Source organism: Streptomyces sp. NPDC096105 (genome assembly GCF_044763335.1).
In the GTDB taxonomy this organism is placed as follows: Bacteria; Actinomycetota; Actinomycetes; order Streptomycetales; family Streptomycetaceae; genus Streptomyces.
The window spans coordinates 54858-74746 of sequence record NZ_JBIWGC010000030.1; the positions used below are offsets into that span (position 1 = coordinate 54858).

The 19889-nt window shown below is 74.2% G+C and carries 17 protein-coding genes; 9 read left to right on the top strand and 8 right to left on the bottom strand.

What is annotated here, in order from left to right; all coding sequences use genetic code 11:
* Positions 1 to 13: 13 nt before the first annotated feature.
* A complete protein-coding gene (locus tag ACIQ8B_RS30890; RefSeq protein WP_290011536.1) occupies positions 14 to 730 on the bottom strand; it encodes a MerR family transcriptional regulator in 717 nt (238 codons plus the stop codon).
* A 360-nt stretch (positions 731 to 1090) separates the two neighbouring features.
* Between ACIQ8B_RS30890 and ACIQ8B_RS30895 the strand changes: the two genes are divergently transcribed.
* The 4 genes from ACIQ8B_RS30895 to ACIQ8B_RS30910 all read left to right on the top strand — a co-directional run bounded on the left by ACIQ8B_RS30895 (position 1091) and on the right by ACIQ8B_RS30910 (position 6670).
* The gene (locus ACIQ8B_RS30895) at positions 1091 to 1567 is read left to right on the top strand and encodes an Appr-1-p processing protein (RefSeq protein WP_403551386.1); all 477 of its coding nucleotides are present in this window, start codon (positions 1091 to 1093) and stop codon (positions 1565 to 1567) included.
* Between the two features lie 72 nt (positions 1568 to 1639).
* Positions 1640 to 3583: a Xaa-Pro dipeptidyl-peptidase gene (locus ACIQ8B_RS30900; protein ID WP_403551388.1), complete on the top strand. Its 1944-nt coding sequence runs from the start codon at positions 1640 to 1642 to the stop codon at positions 3581 to 3583.
* The gene (locus ACIQ8B_RS30905; RefSeq protein WP_403551390.1) at positions 3580 to 4866 is read left to right on the top strand and encodes a M14 family metallocarboxypeptidase; all 1287 of its coding nucleotides are present in this window, start codon (positions 3580 to 3582) and stop codon (positions 4864 to 4866) included. The genes ACIQ8B_RS30900 and ACIQ8B_RS30905 overlap by 4 nt, the downstream gene beginning before the upstream one ends.
* A gap of 82 nt (positions 4867 to 4948) precedes the next feature.
* Positions 4949 to 6670 carry a BCCT family transporter gene (locus tag ACIQ8B_RS30910; RefSeq protein ID WP_290011540.1) on the top strand — a complete coding sequence of 574 codons (1722 nt, stop codon included), beginning with the start codon at positions 4949 to 4951 and terminating at the stop codon, positions 6668 to 6670.
* A gap of 61 nt (positions 6671 to 6731) precedes the next feature.
* On the opposite strand, the gene ACIQ8B_RS30915 is transcribed toward ACIQ8B_RS30910, so the two are convergent.
* On the bottom strand, positions 6732 to 7685 hold the full coding sequence (locus ACIQ8B_RS30915; RefSeq protein ID WP_403551392.1) for an FAD-dependent oxidoreductase: 954 nt from the start codon (positions 7683 to 7685) through the stop codon (positions 6732 to 6734).
* Between the two features lie 391 nt (positions 7686 to 8076).
* On the opposite strand from ACIQ8B_RS30915, the gene ACIQ8B_RS30920 reads away from it, so the two are divergent.
* Positions 8077 to 9717: an ABC-F family ATP-binding cassette domain-containing protein gene (locus tag ACIQ8B_RS30920; protein WP_403551394.1), complete on the top strand. Its 1641-nt coding sequence runs from the start codon at positions 8077 to 8079 to the stop codon at positions 9715 to 9717.
* 46 nt (positions 9718 to 9763) lie between these two features.
* Here the strand turns inward: ACIQ8B_RS30920 and ACIQ8B_RS30925 are convergent, their stop codons facing one another.
* The 3 genes from ACIQ8B_RS30925 to ACIQ8B_RS30935 form a co-directional block, all read right to left on the bottom strand.
* Positions 9764 to 12127 carry a Tex family protein gene (locus ACIQ8B_RS30925; RefSeq protein WP_403551396.1) on the bottom strand — a complete coding sequence of 788 codons (2364 nt, stop codon included), beginning with the start codon at positions 12125 to 12127 and terminating at the stop codon, positions 9764 to 9766.
* A 107-nt stretch (positions 12128 to 12234) separates the two neighbouring features.
* Positions 12235 to 12366: an LPFR motif small protein gene (locus ACIQ8B_RS30930; protein ID WP_251100090.1), complete on the bottom strand. Its 132-nt coding sequence runs from the start codon at positions 12364 to 12366 to the stop codon at positions 12235 to 12237.
* Between the two features lie 169 nt (positions 12367 to 12535).
* A complete protein-coding gene (locus ACIQ8B_RS30935) occupies positions 12536 to 13294 on the bottom strand; it encodes an enoyl-CoA hydratase/isomerase family protein (protein ID WP_403551398.1) in 759 nt (252 codons plus the stop codon).
* Positions 13295 to 13433: 139 nt separating this feature from the next.
* Between ACIQ8B_RS30935 and ACIQ8B_RS30940 the strand changes: the two genes are divergently transcribed.
* A complete protein-coding gene (locus ACIQ8B_RS30940; RefSeq protein ID WP_403551400.1) occupies positions 13434 to 14015 on the top strand; it encodes an HdeD family acid-resistance protein in 582 nt (193 codons plus the stop codon).
* A gap of 180 nt (positions 14016 to 14195) precedes the next feature.
* Positions 14196 to 14657 carry an ATP-binding protein gene (locus ACIQ8B_RS30945; protein ID WP_106411377.1) on the top strand — a complete coding sequence of 154 codons (462 nt, stop codon included), beginning with the start codon at positions 14196 to 14198 and terminating at the stop codon, positions 14655 to 14657.
* A 54-nt stretch (positions 14658 to 14711) separates the two neighbouring features.
* Here ACIQ8B_RS30945 and idi read toward each other — a convergent pair whose 3' ends face one another.
* From idi to galE, 3 genes are all read right to left on the bottom strand, one after another.
* Positions 14712 to 15305 carry an isopentenyl-diphosphate Delta-isomerase gene (gene idi / locus ACIQ8B_RS30950; RefSeq protein WP_106411376.1) on the bottom strand — a complete coding sequence of 198 codons (594 nt, stop codon included), beginning with the start codon at positions 15303 to 15305 and terminating at the stop codon, positions 14712 to 14714.
* Between the two features lie 302 nt (positions 15306 to 15607).
* Positions 15608 to 16546, bottom strand: coding sequence for a cation diffusion facilitator family transporter (locus ACIQ8B_RS30955; protein WP_403551403.1), 939 nt, complete (start codon positions 16544 to 16546; stop codon positions 15608 to 15610).
* A gap of 134 nt (positions 16547 to 16680) precedes the next feature.
* Positions 16681 to 17661, bottom strand: a complete 981-nt coding sequence (gene galE, locus ACIQ8B_RS30960) for a UDP-glucose 4-epimerase GalE (RefSeq protein ID WP_403551405.1) — start codon at positions 17659 to 17661, stop codon at positions 16681 to 16683.
* Positions 17662 to 17902: 241 nt separating this feature from the next.
* On the opposite strand from galE, the gene ACIQ8B_RS30965 reads away from it, so the two are divergent.
* Together ACIQ8B_RS30965 and ACIQ8B_RS30970 are read left to right on the top strand one after the other, a co-directional pair.
* Positions 17903 to 19684 (top strand): DUF5941 domain-containing protein, encoded by a 1782-nt coding sequence (locus ACIQ8B_RS30965; protein ID WP_403551407.1) that lies wholly within the window; start codon positions 17903 to 17905, stop codon positions 19682 to 19684.
* Positions 19681 to 19889: sugar phosphate nucleotidyltransferase (locus ACIQ8B_RS30970; protein WP_403551409.1), on the top strand; the 209-nt coding region annotated here is incomplete at its 3' end. The genes ACIQ8B_RS30965 and ACIQ8B_RS30970, both read left to right, overlap by 4 nt.

Below are 19889 nucleotides of genomic sequence, written 5' to 3' on the forward strand. Positions count from 1 at the left end.
GGCGGGAGGCGGCTCAGCCCTCCTCGTCGAGCCACTCCCGCAACTCCTCCCTCAGCGACCGCTGGAAGGTGGTGAGCAGCGCCTGCACCACGAGCGGATGCATCCGGGCGGACAGGGACCGCACGTCGCGCGAGTCCTGGTCCGCCACCGCGTCGCGCAGCAGCCGCGACAGCTCACGGGCGGCGGCGCGGGAGTGCTCGGTGAGGACCGCGCGGGCGGCCAGCACCGACTCGTGCGACAGCGGCACGTCCAGCAGTTCCACCCCGAGCCGCAGCAGCCCGGCGTCCACCCGGAAGACCTCGTCGTCCGGGCCGGCGCCAGGCTCGGCGGCCCGCTCCACGACGCCCATCGCCGCGAGCCGCCTCAGCTCCTCCTCGCCCAGCGCGCGCCCCGCCCGGCGCTCCAGCTCCGCGCGGGACACCGCCTCCACCGCGCCCGGCGCCCAGGACGCGACCACCGCCCGCTGCACGGCCAGGTCGCGCACGCTCAGGTCCGGCGGCAGCTGCGCCAGATAGCGTTCGATCGCGGCCAGGGTCATGCCACGGCTCTGCAGCTCCTCGATCAGCTCCAGCCGCGCCAGATGCTCCCGGCCGTAGCGGCCGACCCGCCGGGGACCGAGCACCGGGGGCGGCAGCAGGCCCTTCGTCCCGTAGAAGCGGACCGTGCGCACGGTCACCCCGGCCCGGGCCGCCAGCTCGTCGATGGTCAGGGCCTCGGTCTCGGTCGTCATGTGCAGCAGTATCGCTGTCCCACCGGTGCTGTGACACCTCCGCTGTCAGATCGGCCCGCGAGGTGAACCCCGGTGTGAGGAGACCCACGGTGTGACGCGGACCCTCGCATGTGCACCCGCACCTCAGGAAAGGTGCCCCGTCGGTCCGTGCCGTGATCGCATCGCGCAGGCCGAGAGCATGCCGGACAGCCGGACGCGATCCGCCCGGGCGCACCAGAGAGTGGAACCACGCGTGAGCAAGGACGCCGTCACCACGGCAACGGCCGCACCACCCCGTGGTACGGCGGCGTCCGCCGCAAGGTCGGGGCCGGGCGGTGAATCACCGGCGGCACTGTCGGCGGCGGCCGGTACGGTGCCGCCATGACCGAGATCACGTACCTGCGGGGTGACGCCACCGTTCCGCCGGTGAAGGGCGTCAGGATCATCGCCCACGTGTACAACGACATCGGCGGCTGGGGCAAGGGCTTCGTCCTCGCCCTGTCCCGCCGCCGGCCCGGGCCGGCGGCGGCGTACCGCGCCTGGCACCGCGGCCGCGCCGCGAACGACTTCGGCCTGGGCGCGGTGCAGCTCGTCCAGGCCGAACGGTACGTGTGGGTGGCCGACATGATCGGCCGGCGCGGCGTCCGCACCGGCGGCAAGGGCGTCCCGGTCCGCTACGAGGCCGTCGACACGGCCCTGGACCGCCTCGCCGGGCACGCCCTCGGGCTCGGCGCGTCGGTCCACATGCCCCGCATCGGCTGCGGCCTCGCCGGCGGCAGGTGGTCACGCGTCGAGCCGCTCGTGGAGCAGCGCCTGGTGCGGCGGGGGACACCGGTCGCGGTCCACGACCACGGCTGACGTCCCCACGCCCCCCACGCATCGTCAGGTGCCCTCTTCTGCACGGGAGTTCACCGATGTACCGTCCGGCGCATGCCGATACGCACGCGCCCCACGACCTGGAGAACGCTCGCGACGGCGGCCACCGCCGCCCTGACGGCCACCCTGCTCACCACCCCCGCCGCGGCGGACGCCGCCCCCGGGGAGAGCCGCCCCGTCCACTCCTACGCCGACGCCGTCCGCGAGGCCGTCTGGGTGGACACCGGCCTCGACGAGGACCGCGACGGACGCGCCGACCGGGTCGCCGTCGACATCGTCCGGCCCCGCGAGGCCGGCCGCAAGGTCCCCGTCATCATGGACGCCAGCCCGTACTACTCCTGCTGCGGGCGGGGCAACGAGAGCCAGACCAAGACCTACGACGCGAACGGCGACATCGCGCGGATGCCGCTGTTCTACGACAACTACTTCGTGCCGCGCGGCTACGCCGTCGTCGGTGTCGACCTCGCCGGGACCAGCCGCTCCGACGGCTGCGTCGACGTCGGCGGCCGCTCCGACATCCAGTCGGCCAAGGCGGTCGTGGACTGGCTGAACGGCCGCGCCAAGGCCTACACCAGCCGCACCGGCGGCGAACGGGTCCGCGCCGACTGGACCGACGGCAGCACCGGCATGATCGGCAAGAGCTGGGACGGCACCATCGCCAACGGCGTCGCCGCCACCGGCGTCAAGGGGCTGAGGACCATCGTCCCGATCGCCGCCATCTCCACCTGGTACGACTACTACTTCTCCCAGGGCGCCCCGCTCTACGGCTCCGGCCCCGACCGGCTCGCCCGCCACGTGCAGACGCCCGAGGCCCGCGAGAACTGCACGGAGGTCGCCCGGAAGCTCGTCGACGGCGCCCCGCGCACCGGCGACCGCACCCCGCTGTGGGCCGAACGCGACTACGTGCGCGCCGCGAAGAAGGTCCGCGCCAGCGTCTTCCTGGTGCACGGCATGCAGGACCTCAACGTGCGCATGCAGCACGTCGGCCCCTGGTGGGACGCCCTCGGCAGGAACGGCGTGCGGCGCAAGATCTGGCTGTCCCGGACCGGCCACGTCGACCCCTTCGACTTCCGCCGTGCCGAGTGGGTGCGCACCCTGCACCGCTGGTTCGACCACGAACTCCTCGGCATCGACAACGGCATCGACCGCGAACCCGTCGCCGACATCGAGCGCGCGCCCGACGAGTGGGTCACCTCCACCGTCTGGCCCCCGCGCGGCACGCGCACCGCGACGCTGCGGCCCGCCCGCGCCGCCCAGGAAGGCGTCGGCACGCTCGGCCTGCGCCCGGACCGGGGCACCGCCGCCTTCACCGACGACCCGGCGCTGAGCGAGGCCGACTGGGCCGCCCGGATCGACACCCCGACCCCGGAGAAGGCGGGCTTCGTCACCCGCCCGCTCACCCGCGGCCTGCGCCTGGCCGGCTCCTCCCGGGTCACCGTCACCGTCGCGCCCAGCACCCCGACGGCGCACCTGTCCGCCGTCCTGGTCGACCTCGGCCCCGACACGATCCGTGACTACGCCGACGCCGGGGAAGGCATCGCCACCCTGCCGGAGCGCACCTGCTGGGGGCCGAGCACCGAGGACGACAGCTCCTGCTACCGGGAGACCCGCGCCAAGACCGCCGACGTCGGCCACACCGTCGTCAGCCGCGGCTGGGCCGACCTCGGCGAGCACGCCGGCACCGGCCGGGGCGAACCGCTCGTCCCCGGCAAGCGCTACACCCTCACCCTCGACCTGGCCGCCACCGATCACGTCGTGCCCCCCGGCCACCGGCTCGCGCTGATCGTCGCCGGCACCGACCGCGGCCTGATCGACCCGCCGGCCGACACCCCGACGCTCACCCTCGACCTGGCCCGCACCGTTGCCCGGGTCCCCTTCGTCGGCGGCGCCGCCGCGTTCGCCCGCGCCACGTCCGGACCGCCCGCCGAGGCACCGCACACCGCCCCGGACGGCGTCCGTCCGCCCGCCGCCCACCGAGTCCCGGGGGACACCCGATGACACGCGCAGCGCTCCTCACCGCCGCCGCCCTCGCAGCCCTCGCCGCCCCGCTCCTCACCGCCCCCGCCGCCGGGGCGCACGACACCGGCGCCCCGCCGCGCACCGGCTTCGAACAGAGCCGCGGCGCCCGGTGGACCACCGAGTCCGAGGAGCAGCGTTTCCTCGAAGCCGTCGACCGGGCGAGCGACCGCGTCCACGTCACCCGCATCGGCACGACCGCGCAGAACCGCCCGCTGCGGCTCGTCCGCACGGGCGCGAGCCACGCGTCCCACAAGATCCTGCTGGTGTGCAGCCAGCACGGCGACGAGCCCGCGGGCCGCGAGGCGTGCCTCACCACGATCCGCGACCTGGCGTACGCCGAGGACCGCACGGCGCGGCGCTTCCTCCGGCGCACCACGGTGCTCGTCGTCCCCACCGCCAACCCCGACGGCCGCGCCGCCGGCACCCGGGGCAACGGCGACGGCGTCGACGTCAACCGCGACCACGTCGCCCTGAAGACCGCCGAGGGCCGCGCCCTGGCCGCCGTCATCCGCGACGAGCGGCCCGACGTGATCTACGACCTGCACGAGTACGGCGCCACCCCGCCGTACTACGACAAGGACCTGTTCGACCTGTGGCCGCGCAACCTCAACACCCGTCCCGCGGTCCACGCCGCCGCCCGGTCCCTCTCCCGGGACCACGTCCGCCCCGCCGCCGGGGCGGCCGGCCACACCACCGGCACCTACGGCATCTGGACCGACCCCGTCACCGGTGATCCGGTCCGGCAGACCGCCGGCGACGGCCAGGAACGCATCCTGCGCAACATGTCCGGCGTCAAGCACGGCGTCGGCCTGCTCATCGAGAGCCGCGTCGACGCCCTCACCGACGCCGAGAAGGCCGACGAGGCGCTCAACAACCGGCGCAGGGTGACCTCCCACCTCGCCGCGCTGGACGGCCTGATCCGTTTCTCCTCCGGCCACCGCGCGCAGGTGGAGGCGGTCACCGCCCGGGCCCGTGTCACGGGGTACGCGGACCGCGGCCCGGTGTACCTCGGCGGCGCCGACAACGAGACGCCCGAACCGTCCGAGGTGCTCGCCGATCCGCCGTGCGGCTACCGTCTCACCGCAGGTCAGTACGCGGACGTGGGCGATGAACTGGCCCTGCACGGCGTACGGGTCCGGCGGGACGGCGACGGGGTGCTCGTACCGCTGCGGCAGTCGCTGCGGGCGCTCGTCCCGCTCCTCCTGGACAGCCGCGCCGCGTACCACCTGGCCGAGGGGGAGACGCTCACGTCCTGCCGATGAGGTGAGTTTTGCGCCAACGGTGGTAAGGGCCTATCGGGAGGAGGGCTCTCCGCCCGACAGGCCCGGACGAAAGGTTTCACCCGTGACGCAGGACGACCAGAGCGACAAGGACCCCACGGCAGGCCCGCTGCCCGGATCCGAAGCGGGCCTGCCCGGCCGGGGCAGGCCCCGCACCGACCGGGTGGTGTTCGGCGTCACCGCCGTGCTCACCCTGGCCTTCGTCCTGTGGGGAGCCGTCTGGACGGACTCGCTGGAGAACGTCTCCACCGATCTGCTGAGCGGACTGATGCACAACGGCGGCTGGGGCTTCATGCTGACCGCCTCCGGCTTCGTGGTGTTCGCCCTGTGGCTGGCCGCCAGCCGGTACGGCCGCATCAGGCTCGGCGCCGAGGGCGAGGAGCCGGAGTTCCGCACGGTGTCCTGGATCGCCATGATGTTCAGCGCCGGCATGGGGATCGGCCTGATGTTCTGGGGCGTGAGCGAGCCGCTCGCGCACTACGACACGCCGCCGCCCGGGACCAGTCCGCAGGACTCCGGCGACCGCATGTCGACGGCCATGGCCACCACGCTGTTCCACTGGACGCTCCACCCGTGGGCCATCTACGCGGTGGTCGGCCTCGCCATCGCCTACAGCACCTTCCGGCGCCGCCGCCGGCAGACCGTCAGCGCCGTGTTCACCCCGCTCATCGGCGAGCGGAACGCCAACGGCACCGGCGGCCGGCTCATCGACGTGCTCGCCATCATCGCGACCGTCTTCGGCTCGGCGGCCTCCCTGGGCCTCGGCGCGCTGCAGATCGGCTCCGGTGTGGAGAAGCTCGGCTGGATGGACAAGGTCGGCACCGGCCTGCTGGTCTCCGTCATCGCCGTGCTGACCGTGGCGTTCGTGGCGTCCGCGGTGTCCGGTGTGGAGAAGGGCATCCAGTGGCTGTCCAACACCAACATGGTGCTGGCGCTGCTCCTCGCCGTGTTCGTGTTCGTCGCGGGCCCGACCGTGATCATCCTGGACCTGCTGCCGACCTCGGTCTTCGCGTACCTCGGCGAGCTGCCGGCCCTGGCCGGCCGCACCGAGATCAGCGGCGGCGAGGGCGTCGCCGACTGGCTGGGCAGCTGGACGGTCTTCTACTGGGCGTGGTGGATCTCGTGGACGCCGTTCGTCGGCATGTTCATCGCCCGCATCAGCCGCGGCCGGACGATCCGTCAGTTCATCGGCGGCGTCATCCTCGTGCCCAGCGCGGTCAGCCTGGTCTGGTTCGCCGTCTTCGGCGGTTCGGCGATGCGCCTCCAGGAACAGAACCGCCTCGGCGACGAGACCACGCCTGAGGGCAGGCTGTTCGCCGTGCTGCAGGAGTACCCGATCGCCACCGCCACCAGCCTGCTGGTGATGGTCCTCGTGGGCATCTTCTTCGTCTCGGGCGCCGACGCGGCCTCGGTCGTGATGGGCACCCTGTCGCAGAAGGGCTCCCTGGAGCCGAGCCGCTGGGCCGTGGTGTTCTGGGGCGTGGTGACCGGGGCCGTGGCGGCCATCATGCTGCTGGTGGGCAGCGGTCAGGGCGACGCCCTGACCGGTCTGCAGAACCTCACCATCCTCGCCGCCGCGCCGTTCGTGATCGTGATGCTCTTCATGTGTGTGGCGCTCATGCGCGACCTGCGCCGCGACCCGCTCGTCGTCCGCGACAAGATGGCCAGCGAGGCGGTCGAACTCGCGGTCATCGAGGGCCACACCAAGTACGACGGCGAGTTCGAGCTGCGGGTCGGACCCGGCCGCGGCCCGGACGTCGAGGGCGACCCCATCGGCAAGCACTGACCCGCCCGCGCGGGGCGGACCCGTGACACGGGGGCGGGCGCCGGGCGCCCGCCCCCGCGCCTCACCCGGCGGCCAGCTCCGCCGCCTGCCGCGCACACCCCCAGGCCACGGTGACGCCCGCGCCGCCGTGGCCGTAGTTGTGCACCAGCGCCCGCCCGTCGGGCAGCAGGGTGCGCTCCAGACGGACGGCGTCCCGCGCCGGACGCAGACCCACCAGGTGCTCCAGCACGCGGGCGTCCGCGATCTCCGGGCGCAGCGCCGCGCACCGCCGCACGATCGCCTCGGCCACCGCCGGGTCGGGGCGGTCGGACCACACGTCCTCCTCGGCCGTACCGCCCAGCAGCAGCCGCCCCGGCTGCGGGAAGAAGTACGCCATCGACCCGTCCGCCCCCTCGGTGACCATCCAGGTGCGGATCCCCGGGTTCTCCACGACGACCAACTGCCCCCGCACCGGCCGCACCGACGGATCCGGCACCAGCTCCCGCGCCGCCAGGCCCGTGCAGTTGACCACCACCGGCGCGCCGGCCTCCGCGAGGTCCGCCACCGCACGCGTCTCGACGGCGCCGCCCGCCGCCGTCAACCGCTGCCGCAAGTACGGCAGATGGGCCGGCATGTCGATGAGCGGCAACCGCGCCCACACCCCCCGGCCACCCGGGTACTCCGCCTCCGTCACCGGACGCAGCCCCGGCAGCCGCGCGGCGGCCCACGCGCCGACCTCGTCCATCGGCGTCTCGCCCAGTACTCCCTCGACCATCCGTACGCCCGTGGCCTCCGGCCGCAGCGCCAGCTCCTCGTACACGTCGAGCGACTCCAGCGCCCACGCCCGCGCCGACTCCGGCGGGGCGACGCGGTACGGCCACCACAGAGCGCCCGCGACCGCCGAGGTGGTCGCCCCGACCGGGTCCCGCGTCCACAGCCGCACCCGTACGCCCCGCTCGGCGAGGACCACCGCCGTGGTCAGCCCGATCACGCCACCGCCGACCACCACGACACCGTCGTCCGATTCGCTTCCCATCCGGCGGACGGTAGCGGATGCCCGCGTGAGTGCCCGGGTGAGGTCCGCGAACCCGGCCGGCACCGCGTCCCGCTGGACCCGCCGGCGGTGAAGGGGGAGGCCCGCCTCGTGGCCCGCACCGCCGGAACGGTGCTGGTCACCGCCGTCCGCCGCTGACCGGCCCCCCGGCCGGCACCGTGCCGCCCAGGCCCTGGGAGGCTCCGGCGCATGCCCGCGGCGCCGCGCCGCCCGGCACGCGCTCCCGCGGAGGGGGACCCCAGCCGCGTTGCCGAACCGCCCACGTGGCTGCCGTCACCAGGGCGCTCCGGCGCCTTGCGGCCGCACGCACCGGACCCCGTTCCTCCTCCCGCGCCCGCGGGCCGCACACCCACCCCCTAGGATCGGCGGTCTGATGACCGCCACCCTCGTCGCCAAGAACCTCGCCGCCGGACACGGCGACCGCTCCCTGTTCGCCGGACTCGACCTCGTCGTCGCGCCCGGCGACGTGCTCGGCCTGGTCGGAGCCAACGGCGCCGGCAAGTCCACGCTGCTGCGCCTGCTCGCCGGGCTCGCCGCGCCCGAGGAGGGCGAGCTGCGGCTCTCCCCGCCGACCGCCACCGTCGGCCACCTCCCGCAGGAGCCGGAACGCAGGCCCGGCGAGACCGTGCGCGCCTTCCTGGCCCGCCGCACCGGCGTCGCCGGGGCCCAGCGCGCCATGGACGAGGCGACCCAGGGCCTGGTCGACGGCGCCCCCGGCGCGGACGACGCCTACGCGACCGCCCTCGAACGCTGGCTCGCCCTGGGCGGCGCCGACCTCGACGAACGCGCCGAGGAGGTCACGGCGGGCCTCGGCCTGGACGTCGGACTCGACCAGCCGATGACCGCCCTGTCCGGCGGCCAGGCGGCCCGCGCCGGACTCGCCTCCCTCCTGCTGTCCCGCTACGACGTCTTCCTGCTCGACGAGCCGACCAACGACCTCGACCTGGACGGACTGGAACGCCTCGAACGGTTCGTGAGCGGCCTGCGCGCCGGCGCCGTCGTCGTCAGCCACGACCGCGAGTTCCTCTCCCGCACGGTCACCAAGGTCCTCGAACTCGACCTCGCCCAGCGGCGGATCAACCTCTACGGCGGCGGCTACGACGCCTACCTGGAGGAGCGCGAGGTGGCCCGCCGCCACGCCCGCGACGAGTACGAGGAGTACGCCGACAAGCGCGCCGCCCTCCAGGACCGGGCGCGGACGCAACGCGCCTGGATGGACAAGGGCGTGAAGAACGCGCGCCGCAAGGCGGGCGACGACAACGACAAGATCGGCCGCAGGTTCCGCAGCGAGGCCAGTGAGAAGCAGGCCGCGAAGGCGCGCCAGACGCAGCGCATGATCGAGCGCCTGGAGGTCGTCGAGGAGCCGCGCAAGGAGTGGGAACTGCGCATGGAGATCGCGGCGGCCCCGCGCTCCGGCACCGTGGTCGCCACCCTGCGGGACGCCGTGGTGCGCCGCGGCGGCTTCACCCTCGGCCCGGTGTCCCTGCGGATCGACTGGGCCGACCGGGTCGCGGTGACCGGCGCGAACGGCGCGGGCAAGTCCACCCTGCTCGGCGCCCTGCTGGGCCGCGTGCCGCTCGACGCGGGCCACGCCGCCCTGGGCTCGGGCGTGCTGCTCGGGGAGGTCGACCAGGCCCGCGCGCTGTTCCACGGCCCGGAGGCGCTGCTGGACGCGTTCCGCCCCGCGGTCCCGGACCTGGAACCGGCCGACATCCGCACGCTGCTCGCCAAGTTCGGCCTCAAGACGGACCACGTGCTGCGTCCCGCGGCCACCCTCTCACCGGGCGAACGCACCCGCGCGGCCCTCGCCCTCCTCCAGGGCCGGGGCGTCAACCTCCTCGTCCTGGACGAGCCGACCAACCACCTGGACCTGCTCGCCATCGAGCAGCTGGAGTCCGCCCTCGACGCCTACGAGGGCACGCTGCTGCTGGTCACCCACGACCGCCGCATGCTGGACGCGGTCCACGTGACCCGCCGTCTGCACGTCACCGACGGCGCCGTGACCGAGCGGTGAGCCGGTCCCGGGCCCCGCCCAGGGGACCGGGACCGCGCACCACCGCTCAGCGGCGGCCGCTCTTCGGGTCCAGCAGACCCGCGCGGCGCAGGGCGTCCGCCATCGCGCCGTCGGCCGGCGCGGACGCCTGACGCGCACCGCCGCCGCCACCGCGGCCCTGCTGGCGCTGCTGCGGGGGCCGGCCGCCGCGCTGCCGGCGCTCGCCGCCCGACGGACCGCCCTGCGGGGCCGCCTCGTCGTCGAGCCGCAGCGTCAGCGAGATCCGCTTGCGCGGGATGTCGACGTCCAGCACCTTCACCTTGACGATGTCACCCGGCTTCACCACGTCCCGCGGGTCCTTGACGAACGTCTTCGACATCGCGGACACGTGCACCAGGCCGTCCTGGTGGACGCCGACGTCGACGAACGCGCCGAACGCGGCCACGTTCGTCACCACGCCCTCCAGGATCATCCCGGACGACAGGTCGGAGATCTTCTCCACGCCCTCCTTGAAGGCGGCGGTCCTGAACGCCGGACGCGGGTCGCGGCCCGGCTTCTCCAGCTCCTTGAGGATGTCGGACACGGTCGGCAGACCGAACGTGTCGTCCACGAAGTCCTGCGGCCGCAGCGAGCGCAGCACCGCCGTGTTGCCGATCAGCGAGGCGACCTCCTGCCCGGTGGTCCTCACCATCCGCCGCACCACCGGGTACGCCTCGGGGTGCACGCTGGACGCGTCCAGCGGGTCGTCGCCGCCGCGGATGCGCAGGAAGCCCGCGCACTGCTCGTACGCCTTCGGACCCAGCCGGGCCACCTTCTTCAGCTCGGAGCGGGACGTGAACGGCCCGTTGGAGTCGCGGTGCGCCACGATGTTCTCGGCCAGCCCGGAGGAGATGCCGGACACCCGGGCGAGCAGCGGGGCGGACGCGGTGTTGACGTCCACGCCCACGCCGTTCACGCAGTCCTCCACCACCGCGTCCAGCGAACGCGACAGCTTCACCTCGGACAGGTCGTGCTGGTACTGGCCGACGCCGATCGACTTCGGGTCGATCTTCACCAGCTCGGCCAGCGGGTCCTGGAGCCGGCGCGCGATGGACACCGCGCCGCGCAGCGACACGTCCATGTCCGGAAGCTCCTGCGAGGCGAACGCGGAGGCCGAGTACACGGACGCGCCGGCCTCCGACACCATCACCTTGGTCAGCTTCAGCTCCGGGTGCCTGGCGAGGAGTTCGCCGGCGAGCTTGTCGGTCTCGCGGGACGCCGTGCCGTTGCCGATGGCGATCAGCTCGACCGCGTGCTCCTTCGCGAGCCGGGCCAGCTTGGCGATCGCCTCGTCCCAGCGGTTCGCCGGGACGTGCGGGTGGATCACGTCCGTGGCGACGACCTTGCCGGTCGCGTCGACCACGGCGACCTTCACGCCCGTACGGAAACCGGGGTCCAGGCCGATCGTCGCGCGCGTGCCCGCCGGGGCGGCCAGCAGCAGGTCGCGCAGGTTGGCGGCGAACACCCGCACCGCCTCGTCCTCGGCGGCGGTGCGCAGCCGCAGACGGAGGTCGATGCCCAGGTGCACCAGGATGCGCGTGCGCCAGGCCCAGCGGACCGTGTCCAGCAGCCACTTGTCGGCCGGGCGGCCCCGGTCCGCGATCCCGAAGCGGTGGGCGACGACGCCCTCGTACGACGAGGGGCCGTCCGTGGGCTCCTCCGGCTCCAGGACGAGGTCGAGGACCTCCTCCTTCTCGCCGCGCAGCATCGCCAGCACCCGGTGCGAGGGCAGCTCGGTGAACGGCTCGGAGAAGTCGAAGTAGTCGGCGAACTTGGCGCCCGCCTCCTCCTTGCCCTCCCGCACCTTCGCCGTCAGCCGCCCGCGCACCCACATGCGCTCGCGCAGCTCGCCGATCAGGTCGGCGTCCTCGGAGAAGCGCTCGGTGAGGATGGCCCGGGCGCCGTCCAGGGCGGCCTGCGGATCGGCCACGCCCTTGCCGGCGTCCACGAACGCGGCGGCCGCGGCGAGGGGCTCGACGCCGGGATCGGCGAGCAGTTCCTCCGCCAGCGGCTCCAGCCCCGCCTCGCGGGCGGTCTGCGCCTTGGTGCGCCGCTTGGGCTTGAAGGGCAGGTAGACGTCCTCCAGGCGCGCCTTGGTCTCCGCGCCCCGGATGCGGGCCTCGAGCTCCTCGGTGAGCTTGCCCTGCTCGCGCACCGAGTCGAGGATCGCCGTGCGGCGCTCCTCCAGCTCCCGCAGATAGCGCAGCCGCTCCTCGATCGTGCGCAGCTGCGCGTCGTCGAGCGTCTCGGTCGCTTCCTTGCGGTAACGGGCGATGAAGGGCACCGTCGAACCGCCGTCCAGCAGTTCCACGGCGGCCCTGACCTGCCGCTCCCGTACGCCGAGTTCTTCGGCGATCCTGCCTTCGATGGACCCTGCGAGGGGTGTCGTCACGTTCCCGTACCGCCTTCTCCACTGAGGTTGCGCGGCAATTGTGGCAGGTGACGACGGTCATGGGGGATCAGGGCGGCAACGCGCCCGGACGCCCCCCCCGGGCGAACTCAGGCGCGACGGCCGCGCGCGGTGGAGGAAGCACCGCCGAACAGCCGGGCGAGCGCCCGGAACGGCAGCGTCACGACGGTGGCGACGGCGCCGCCGATCTGGCGCAGGACGTCTGCGATGGCACGGAACACGTGTCTCCCCTTTCGTCGTCCGGCCCGTCCGGCCGGACGACTTGCGGGTACCTCGTCCACGCCTCATCATGCGCCCGGCCGCCTGCGCGGGGCACGGCGGAGAAGGCGGGAGAGGCCGGAAGAAGGGGGAGACGCGTCCCCGTCGCCGAGTGCCGGACCAGGAGCCGGTTCACCCTGACGTGACCGCGTTCCAGGTGAAGCGCGGCGACCTGCGCTCCAGGAACGCCGCCACGCCCTCCGCGGTGTCGTCGCTCGCGGCGGCCGCCTCGTGCCAGTGCTCGTCGCGGTCGGTGCGGCCGTCGGCGAACTCCTTCGCCGCGGCCTGCGTCAGCAGCGACCGGGACGTCAGGATCCGCGTGAACTCGGCGACCCGGGCGTCCAGCGCGCCCGCCGGCAGCACCTCGTCCACCAGCCCCGTGCGCAGTGCCCGCTCCGCGTCGATCAGCTCGCCCGAGAAGAGGAGGTACTTGGCGGTCGCGGGGCCCACCAGCGACACCAGCCGCCGGGTGGCGGAGGACGAGTAGACGATGCCGAGCTTCGCCGGGGTCACCCCGAACCGCGCGCCCTCCTCGGCGAACCGCAGGTCGCAGGCGGCCGCGAGCTGCGCCCCGCCGCCCACGCAGTGCCCGCGCACGGCGGCCAGGGCCGGCTTGGGGAAGGCGGCGAGCGCCTCCTCGGCGGCCACGGCCAGCCGCTGCGCCTCCAGCGGCGACCCCTGGAGCGTGGAGATGTCCGCCCCGGCGCAGAAGGTGCCGCCGTCGCCGGTGAGCACCAGCGCCCGCACGGCCGGGTCCTCCGCCAGCGCGCCGAGCAGCGGCGGCAGGGCCGCCCACATCGCGGCCGTCATCGCGTTGCGCTTCGCGGGATGGCGGATGACGACCGTGGCGACCGAGTCGGCGACGCTGTGCAGCAGTTGCGGCTCCTCCATGCGGCGGATGCTATCCGCCCCGGTCACGGCGGTGTACGGCGGGCCGGGACCGGCGTTACGACCGGCGCGGGCGGGGGACACGGAGGGCGGGGGAGGACGGGGAAGGACAAGAAGGGGGGACGGGACCCGGGAGGCAGCCATGGTCAGGTCCACCGGGAGCGCGGCCCCGCACGGCGAGGCGGAGAAGCTCAACCGCGGCTTCGGCTGGCTCGCCGTGCTCGGGGTGATCCTCGTCGTCGCCGGACTGATCGGCCTGATCTACACGGCCGCCGCCACACTCACCACGATGCTGCTGTTCGGCTGGCTGCTGCTGGTCGGCGGCGTCGTCGGGCTGCTGCACGCGGTGCAGGCGCGGCACACGAACTTCTTCTGGCTGGGTGTGGTCGTCGCCGCCCTCAACCTCGCGGCCGGGGCGGTGATCCTGAAGACCCCGGAGGCCGCGGCCGAGGCGCTGACCATGTTCGCCGCGCTGCTGTTCCTCGCCGGCGGCGTGTTCCGGCTGGCCGGCAGCCTGGTGGTGCGCGGCCCGCAGTTCGGCTGGACGCTGGTGCAGGGCGCCTTCGGACTGCTTCTGGGCATCCTCGTACTGGCCACCTGGCCGAGCAGCAGCCAGTACGTCATCGGTACGTTCTTCTCGCTGTCCCTGTTGTTCGACGGGCTGGGACTGGTCGCCACCGGCTACGGCGGCCGGCGCATCGTGGGCATGGTCGCCGGGAAGTAGGGGCGCGGCCTGCGGGCCCCTCGCCCCGCACGACCCGAGAAGCGCCTCCGCACGGAACACAACGGGCCCGAACGGTCCCGCGCCCGCCCGAGCCGGACGAGAACGGTCGGAAGCGCTCGATACCCGCCGACTTGTGTTCAGTGCGGAAGGGCGGAGGCGATCGGTCCCAACACTCGACGTGTGGTGACAAGCGAGCGTGAGGGTGGCGACCCACTGCCGTACGAAGGTGTCTGGCGGTTCACCGCCCCTGCCGTGGACGCCTCGGTGCCACAGGCCCGGCACGCCGTGCGGGACCTGCTGCTGCGGCAGGGCGTGCCGGTCGCGGACGACGTGGTGCAGGGCCTGCTGCTGATCGTCTCCGAACTGGTCACCAACGCCGTCAAGCACGCGGCGCTGCTGTCCCCGATGCTCGCCGTCGAGGTCGCGGTGGGCGCCGAGTGGATCCGGGTGTCCGTGGAGGACAACCATCCCTACCGCCCCACCGCACTGGAGAACGACTACGGCCGCACCGGCGGCCGGGGACTGCTCCTGGTACGCGAGATCACGCGGGAGGCCGGCGGGGCCTGCGAGGTGGAGCACACGTCCACCGGCGGCAAGGTGATCTGGGCCGCCCTGCCGCTCAAGCCCGCGCAGCCCCGCTAGCCGCGGCGGCGCGTCGCCGCCCAGGGGACGGGAGGACGCGGTGAGGCGCCGCCGTCACCACCCGGCCGACGGGCCCGTCAGCTCCCGCACGGCGGGCCGGACCGCGTCCAGCACGGTCATGAACCAGGCCGAGAAGGTGTCCTTCGCGTGCCGCTCCGCCAGCTCCTGCGGGGTCACGAACGCCGTCGCGGCGACCTCGTCCCCGTCGGGCCGCACCGGCGACTGCACCATGCCGACGAAGAGGTGGTTGAACTCCTGCTCCACCAGACCCGAGGCCGGGTCCGGGTGGTTGTAACGGACCGTGCCGGCCTCGGCCATCAGCGACGGCGAGACCCCCAGCTCCTCGTACGTCCGCCGGGCCGCCGCCGCGAACGGCGCCTCACCCGGGTACGGGTGGCCGCAGCAGGTGTTCGACCACACACCGGGGGAGTGGTACTTGCCGAGCGCCCGCTGCTGGAGCAGCAGCCGGCCGCGCTCGTCGAAGAGGAACACGGAGAACGCCCGGTGCAGCGTCCCCGGCGGCTGATGGGCGGAGAGCTTCTCCGCGGTGCCGACCGTCACGCCGTCCTCGTCGACCAGTTCCAGCAAAATCGGCTCGGCGGTGCCGTTCGACGGGCTGTTCGTCGCGGTGGCAGGTGTGATCGGCATACCCATCCTTCACTCGGTGTTCCCGCCCCAGTCTGCCGCACGAATCAGGCACTCCCGGCACTCCGGTTCTCTCCCGCATGTCCCGGCCCCGGCGCGACGGGCGGCCGGTCCGGCCGCCGGACGGCACCGGACCCGCGCCGAACGCGCCCGTGGCGGGCGGCGGACACGCGCGTCCCTGGCGTCCGCCGGAGGGGGAGACGCCGTCACCCGGGCGGAGGACTGCGTTCCCCGGCGCGTTGGCGTGTCCAGAGGCGTGCGCGCCCCCGAAGCGCCCCCCCGCGCGCCCGGTGGCACCGGCTCGCTCAGTGACACAGCCGCGCCTCGTGCTCCGCGTGTCCGCCGGGCTCGAGCTGGAAGGTGCAGTGCTGCACGTCGAAGTGGTCGCCCAGGCATCCCTGCAGCTCGTGCAGCATCTTCTCGTGCCCTGTCGCGTTCAGCGTGTCCGCGCTCACGACCACGTGCGCGGAGAGCACCGGCATCCCCGAGGTGATCGTCCAGGCGTGCAGGTCGTGCACGTCCTCGACCCCCGGCGTGTCCAGGATGTGCGCCCGCACCTCGGCCATGTCCACGCCCTTGGGCGCCGCCTCCAGCAGCACGTCGAGCGTCTCCCGCAGCAGCCTCAGGGTGCGCGGCACGATCATCAGCGCGATCACCAGGGAGGCGATCGGGTCGGCGGCCGTCCACCCGGTGGTGACGATCACCAGGGCGGCCACGATCACCGTGACCGAGCCGAGCGCGTCCGCCGCCACCTCCAGGAAGGCGCCGCGGACGTTCAGGCTCTCCTTCTGCCCGCGCATCAGCAGCGCCAGCGACACCAGGTTGGCGACCAGGCCGACGGCGCCGAACACCATCACCAGACCGCCCTCGGTGTCCGCCGGTGTGACGAACCGCTGGACCGCCTCGTACAGCACGTAGCCGCCGACACCGAGCAGCAGCAGGCAGTTGGCCAGCGCCGCGAGGATCTCCGCGCGGGCCAGCCCGAAGGTGCGCCGTTCGCTCGGCGGGCGGCCCGCGACGTGGATGGCGAACAGGGCCATGCCCAGCCCCAGGGCGTCGGTCGCCATGTGGGCCGCGTCCGCGACCAGGGCGAGCGAGTCGGCCAGCAGACCGCCCACGATCTGCACGATCATGACGAAGACCGTGATCGCCAGCGCGATCCGCAGCCTGCCCCGGTACGCCGCGCTGACCGTGCCGCCGGCCGGCACCCCGTGCGCGTGCCCGTGATCGTGGCCTGCCCCCATGCCCGCCGCCGCCCTTCCGCCGCTGTCCTGCCGCTGCCCTTCCGGAGCACAGTGAACTACGGGGCGGGGGTATCCGGCAACGCGGCACTGAACACCGTTGTCATGTGCTCTGACCTGCGGAAACGAATCGTAGGTCAGGCGCGCGGGGAACCCTGGAGGAGCTGCCAGCCCTGCCAGGCCGACTCGACCATCTCGCGCACCGAACGGCGCGCGGTCCAGCCCAGGCGCTCGCTCGCGAGGGCGGCCGAGGCCACCGCGCGGGGCGGGTCGCCGGGACGCCGGGGCTCGACCACCGGGGTCCGCGTGTCGCCGGTGACCTCCCCGATGACCGTGATCAGCTCCCGCACCGAGACGCCCTCGCCGCGGCCGACGTTCAGCGTCAGGTCGCCCTCGACGCCGCCCTCCGACAGCGCGCGCACCGCCGCGAGGTGCGCCTCGGCGAGGTCGGCCACATGGATGTAGTCCCGGACGCAGGTGCCGTCCGGGGTGGGGTAGTCGTCGCCGAAGATGCGCGGGGCCTCGCCGCGGGTGAGCCGGTCGAAGACCATCGGCACGATGTTGAAGACGCCGGTGTCGGCCAGTTCGGGGGCCGCCGCGCCCGCGACGTTGAAGTAGCGCAGGCAGACGGTGTCGATGCCGTGCGCGCGGCCCGCCGCCCGCACCAGCCACTCCCCGGCGAGCTTGGTCTCGCCGTAGGGGTTCACGGGGGCGCAGGGGGTGTCCTCGGTGATGAGGTCCACGTGCGGGTCGCCGTAGACGGCCGCGGACGAGGAGAAGACGAAGCGCCGGACGCCCGCCTCCGTGACGGCGTCCAGCAGGGCCGCCAGACCGCCCAGGTTCTCCCGGTAGTAGCGGGTGGGATGGGCCACCGACTCGCCGGGCTGCTTGCGCGCGGCGAGGTGCAGCACGCCGGTCGCGCCGTGCTCGACGAGCACCTTGGTCAGCAGGTCACCGTCCAGCGCGGAGCCCCTGACCAGCGAAACGCCGTCGGGCAGCCGCGCCGGCATCCCGGCGGACAGGTCGTCCAGCACGACGACCCGCTCCCCGGCGTCCGTCATGGCCCGCACCACATGGGCCCCGATGTAACCGGCTCCGCCGGTGATCAGCCACGTCATGGTGGTCCACCCTAAGGCGAGCCACCGGCGCGGTTTGTGAGCCGGGGCCGGTATCCCCGATGATGAGCGCGGCACGGGAGCGGGCGAACCGCGTCGATCCGGCCGTCGAACGGGCGGTGAACGCGGGCTTCCGCGTATCCGATAGCCTCTGCCGACATGCCGCCCGCAGGGCCTCCGAACGGGCGCATCACCATGTACATGACCGGCGTGGACGCGTCGCACCCAGGGAGTGAGATTTCGGTTGCCGACCGCCATCGTCACCGGCCCTCCGGTCCCCGGCTCGTCACTCGAGGGCGACCTGCGCTCCCTCGGTTTCGAGGTGCGGACCGCCGCCGGCGCCGCGGAGGCCGAGACGCTCCTCGCCCAGGTCCCCGAGGAGGACCGGGTCGCCCTGGTCGACACCCGGTTCGTGGGCCATGTGCACGCGCTGCGCCTCGGCCTGACCGACCCCCGCTTCCCGCTCTCCGCGATCCCCGGCGCCGTGACCGCCCAGCGGTCCGGCCGCCAGACCCTGACCCGCGCCGTGGCCCGCGAGAACTCCGGCTGCGAGCGGGGCGCGGACAGCGGCGCCCTCGTCGAGGGCCTCCCGGACCGGGTCGTCGCCGCCCTCGACACCGACGTGCACCGCCCCGACCTCGGCAGCCTGGTCGCCGCCGTGCCCGCCGGCCCGCAGGCCCGCAACGAGGCCCGGCAGTCCGTCGCCGCCGTGGACGAGGAGGCCGTCCGCCTCAGGTCCGCCGTCAAGGCCCGCGACGGCTTCTTCACCACCTTCTGCGTCAGCCCCTACTCGCGGTACCTCGCGCGCTGGTGCGCCCGCCGCGGCCTGACCCCGAACCAGGTCACCACCGCCTCCCTGCTCACCGCGCTCGTCGCGGCCGGCTGCGCCGCCACCGGCACCCGCACCGGCTTCGTCGCCGCCGGCGTGCTGCTCCTCGCCTCGTTCGTCCTGGACTGCACCGACGGCCAGCTCGCCCGCTACGCGCTGCGGTACTCCACGCTGGGCGCCTGGCTCGACGCCACCTTCGACCGGGCCAAGGAGTACGCCTACTACGCCGGCCTCGCCCTCGGCGCCGCCCGCGGCGGCGACGACGTGTGGGCCCTCGCGCTCGGCGCGATGGTCCTCCAGTCCTGCCGGCACATGGTCGACTTCTCGTACAACGAGGCGCAGGCGGGCGCCTCCACCGGCCCCGCCGCCGCCCTGTCCGGCCGGCTGGACCGGGCCGGCTGGACGGTCTGGGCGCGCCGCATGATCGTCCTGCCGATCGGCGAGCGCTGGGCGCTGCTCGCCGTCCTCACCGCCCTGACCACGCCCCGCACCACCTTCCGGGTGCTGCTCGTCGGCTGCGCCTTCGCCGCCGCGTACACCACGGCGGGGCGCGTCCTGAGGTCGTGGCGCCGGGGCCGGGTGGAGGAGGGCGCCGCCCGGTCCCTCGCCGACCTCGCCGACAGCGGTCCCCTGTCCGAGCTGCTGCCCGGCTCCTGGGCCCGCGGCGGTGTCGTCACCGCCGCCCTCGGCGCGGTGCTGGTGACGGGCTCCGCCCTCGTGTGGGGCGCCGGATGGCAGACCGCGCTGGCCGCCGCCGGCTACGTGATCTGTTCCGCCGCCGCCGTCGGCCGCCCCCTCACCGGCCCCCTCGACTGGCTCGTCCCCCCGCTCCTCCGCGCCGCCGAGTACGGCACCGTCCTGGTACTGGCGGCCGGCGCGGAGGTGAACGGAGCCCTTCCGGCGGCCTACGGACTGGTGTCCGCGGTCGCCTACCATCACTACGACACGGTCTACCGCATCCGCGGCGACGCGGGCGCGCCCCCGCGCCCGCTGGTGCGGGCGATCGGGGGGCACGAAGGCCGCACGCTGGCGGTCGCCGTTCTGGCGGCCGTGCTCACCGCGTCCGGATTCACCGTCGCGCTCACGGCCCTCGCCGTGGCCGTGGCTCTCGTGGTGCTCGCCGAGAGCATCCGCTTCTGGGTGGCCGCCCACCGGGGTGGCGCGCCCGCCGTTCACGACGAAGGAGAACCCGCATGATCGGCCTCGTGCTGGCGGCCGGCGCCGGCCGGCGTCTGCGCCCCTACACCGACACGCTTCCCAAGGCGCTGGTGCCGGTGGGGCCCGCGGGCATGGAAGGGGAGCCGACGGTCCTGGACCTGACGCTCGGGAACTTCGCGGAGATCGGGCTGACCGAGGTCGGCGTCGTGGTCGGCTACCGCAAGGAGGCCGTGTACGAGCGCAA

Excerpts from the sequence above, each read along its gene's own strand:
- ACIQ8B_RS30890 (WP_290011536.1), bottom strand. The coding sequence starts at position 730 with ATGACGACCGAGACCGAGGCCCTGACCATCGACGAGCTGGCGGCCCGG.
- ACIQ8B_RS30895 (WP_403551386.1), top strand. The coding sequence starts at position 1,091 with ATGACCGAGATCACGTACCTGCGGGGTGACGCCACCGTTCCGCCGGTG.
- ACIQ8B_RS30900 (WP_403551388.1), top strand. The coding sequence starts at position 1,640 with ATGCCGATACGCACGCGCCCCACGACCTGGAGAACGCTCGCGACGGCG.
- ACIQ8B_RS30905 (WP_403551390.1), top strand. The coding sequence starts at position 3,580 with ATGACACGCGCAGCGCTCCTCACCGCCGCCGCCCTCGCAGCCCTCGCC.
- ACIQ8B_RS30915 (WP_403551392.1), bottom strand. The coding sequence starts at position 7,685 with ATGGGAAGCGAATCGGACGACGGTGTCGTGGTGGTCGGCGGTGGCGTG.
- ACIQ8B_RS30920 (WP_403551394.1), top strand. The coding sequence starts at position 8,077 with ATGACCGCCACCCTCGTCGCCAAGAACCTCGCCGCCGGACACGGCGAC.
- ACIQ8B_RS30935 (WP_403551398.1), bottom strand. The coding sequence starts at position 13,294 with ATGGAGGAGCCGCAACTGCTGCACAGCGTCGCCGACTCGGTCGCCACG.
- ACIQ8B_RS30940 (WP_403551400.1), top strand. The coding sequence starts at position 13,434 with ATGGTCAGGTCCACCGGGAGCGCGGCCCCGCACGGCGAGGCGGAGAAG.
- idi (WP_106411376.1), bottom strand. The coding sequence starts at position 15,305 with ATGCCGATCACACCTGCCACCGCGACGAACAGCCCGTCGAACGGCACC.
- ACIQ8B_RS30955 (WP_403551403.1), bottom strand. The coding sequence starts at position 16,546 with ATGGGGGCAGGCCACGATCACGGGCACGCGCACGGGGTGCCGGCCGGC.
- galE (WP_403551405.1), bottom strand. The coding sequence starts at position 17,661 with ATGACGTGGCTGATCACCGGCGGAGCCGGTTACATCGGGGCCCATGTG.